This window comes from Rhodococcus sp. T2V, from assembly GCF_029269925.1.
GTDB classification, from domain to species: Bacteria; Actinomycetota; Actinomycetes; order Mycobacteriales; family Mycobacteriaceae; genus Rhodococcus_F; species Rhodococcus_F koreensis.
Map to the genome: position 1 here is coordinate 1 of NZ_JARJBD010000245.1, position 2,431 is coordinate 2,431.

Below are 2,431 nucleotides of genomic sequence, written 5' to 3' on the forward strand. Positions count from 1 at the left end.
ACACCTCCGTGATCGAGGTGTTGCATCGACCGGTTGAGCCCGCCCAATATACGGCGCTACGCTTCGGGGAAACCCTGTTCCTGCAGGGGATTCGGCCGTCAATCGGGTCGGTGGCCGACGCCTACGACAACGCCCTCGCCGAGACGACGGTCGGGCTCTACAAGGCCGAATGCATCGCCGACGACTCCCTGTTCCGCAAGGGGCCGCTGCGCACCGTCGGCGACGTCGAGGAGGCCACCTCGGCCTGGGTGCACTGGTACAACACCGCCCGGCTGATGCACCGACTCGGGCGGATCCCGCCCACCGAGTACGAAGCCAAGTACTACGCTACACACCGTGCCGATCAACCGATCGCACACAAATAACACTGTGTGCATCAGACTCGGGATGGTTCAGGCTGATGCCCCGCGAACTCGCCACCCTGGTGCACACCGAGTCGACGACACTCCTCGACACCATCACCGAGATCTGTCTGTCCCGCGGGGAGAACCTGGTCCTCGAGGGCACGTTCAGCTGGCCCGGCCTCGGCCCACGGCTCCTGACAGATCTTGCCTACGCGGATTATGAGAAGTTCACGATCCTCGATGTCGAAGCACCCGGGCACATCACCCGGGCCCGCGCGTTGACCCGGTGGTGGCGGGGCCGGCAGGAAGCGCTGCGTGGCGGGGACGGTCTGGGTGGCCGGTTCACGCCGGGGTTCGTCATCGACGCCCTCTACACGGACAGCTCCGGAGTGACGGTGTGCGCGCGGAACGCGCGGGCTGCGTTCGATCATCCACTGTCTGCGGAGATCCCGACGGTGGAGCTGCTCGTCGAGCATGCCGACGGTGGTGATGAGGCGTGGGTGAAGGAGAACGGCGTCGTGGTCTATCCGCAGGTTCCGGCCGACCGACCTGAGCCCTGACCTTTTCGTCCGTGCCACGGGCCACCCGCCAGGGATTGAGTCCCGCAACGCCTCGGCCGGGCGCCCACGGGCGACGCGGAGGTTACTCAGCGACGACAAGTGACGACCGAATCCGGGAAGCCGGGCTCCCGGAGTTGCGAGGCACTCCGTTTGGTCGACGTTCTCAGGCGCAGTCCCGGCAGATCCGCTGCGCAGCGTCGGCGAGGCGGCTGCGGTGATGGACGAGGAAGCAACTGGTGCAGGTGAATTAGCGACTGCTTGAAGAGGACGCGGACGGTGAGTTCTTCGCCGGACAGGTCGGCGCCGGGCAGTTCGAAGGACTCGGCGGTGTCGGTGTCCTCGACGTCCACGGCGGGGGACTGGGTGTCTTTCCGGCTGGCGGTCAGCTGCTCGAGGGAGGTGTCCGGCTCGTCGGATTCGGTGACTCTGGGGGCGTCGTGGTCGGTTGCCATGGCTGTGGCGTCCTCATGTTCTGGGTGTTCGGATCCGCCAGATTAGAGGGCCCGGCGCCGCGACACGTACTCGGGGTTATGGGTGCCATGGCCGCTCGCCGTCACCGATCAGGCTGCCTCACCGGTGCGACGAGGCGATCGGCAGGAGCTGTCCTCCTGCTCGGCGTCGAGAGGAAAGGTCGCGTCCATCGCCCAGGGAGGTTGGTCAGGTCACCGACTCCGTCCCCGGAGGGTTTCGGCTCAGTTCGCGGTCGCCTACGGTTCTGTTCTGTCCTGCCCTCGGATACTCGTGTGCCGAAAACCTGCGGCACTACTTGCGGTTGTGTGGTGGGGTGTCGTTCCATGCGCGGAGGAGGTCGTTGCGGAGGGTGGTCTTGAGGTTGCATAGGTGCCCCGATGGTCGCGGGGTCATTGCGGCTTGGAGTAGGTGGAGGAACCTGATCCGTTGCATGCCGAATCTGTCGTACAATTCCTCGGCGTCGGCGCCGCCGTTCCGCAAATCCATCGTTGTCGGACACTCGATCTGAACGGCGGATCGTGTGACCGTCATCGGTAGGTGGCGGGTTTCCGGAATCACTCTGTGACGCGCTCGGCGTGCGAGGAATCACCCTCACGGGAGTGATCGGCACCAGACGACGCCAGGCCTACTCAAGGCCGCGCCCCGTGCCTTGTTCAGGCGGACGGTCGGTGGGGTACTCCCGGTCCGACAGGATCGTCGTCGGTCGTCGGTCGTCGGTCGTCGATCTCGGGCAAATGGGTGAATCGGGGCGAAGGGCTATGAATGTGGTGGGTGGCACGACACGGATGGTGACCGGGGCAGGTGAGGCGGCGACCGCCACCCTCGGCGCGGTCGGTGGAGCCGCGGTCGGCGTCCTGGTCGGCAGCATGAAAGGTGCGGCAGTCGGGGCTGCGGAGGGTGCCCGGCGCGGAAGTCATTCGACGCCCGCGGCCGTGGTGACCTTGGGTGCGGTCGCGGTGACCGGCGTGGTGCAGTGGCCGATCGTGGCCGCGGTCGGAGGGACGGCGCTGGTCCTCGAGCAACTCAAACCCCGCACGAAACCCGACACGCCGGGAA

The 2,431-nt window shown here is 66.4% G+C and carries 2 protein-coding genes and 2 pseudogenes; 3 read left to right on the plus strand and 1 reads right to left on the minus strand.

What is annotated here, in order from left to right:
- Both P3H15_RS53575 and P3H15_RS53580 read left to right on the plus strand, forming a co-directional pair.
- Nucleotides 1–365: integrase core domain-containing protein (locus tag P3H15_RS53575; protein ID WP_276144756.1), on the plus strand; the 365-nt coding region annotated here is incomplete at its 5' end.
- Between the two features lie 35 nt (nucleotides 366–400).
- Nucleotides 401–904 (plus strand): hypothetical protein, encoded by a 504-nt coding sequence (locus P3H15_RS53580; RefSeq protein ID WP_276144757.1) that lies wholly within the window; start codon nucleotides 401–403, stop codon nucleotides 902–904.
- 163 nt (nucleotides 905–1,067) lie between these two features.
- Here P3H15_RS53580 and P3H15_RS53585 read toward each other — a convergent pair.
- A pseudogene (locus P3H15_RS53585) lies at nucleotides 1,068–1,356 on the minus strand (DUF4193 domain-containing protein).
- A 777-nt stretch (nucleotides 1,357–2,133) separates the two neighbouring features.
- Between P3H15_RS53585 and P3H15_RS53590 the strand changes: the two are divergent.
- Nucleotides 2,134–2,431 (plus strand): annotated as a pseudogene (locus P3H15_RS53590) (hypothetical protein); the annotation flags it as partial.

Coding starts and splice junctions, on each gene's coding strand:
- P3H15_RS53580 (WP_276144757.1), top strand. CDS start 401: ATGCCCCGCGAACTCGCCACCCTGGTGCACACCGAGTCGACGACACTC.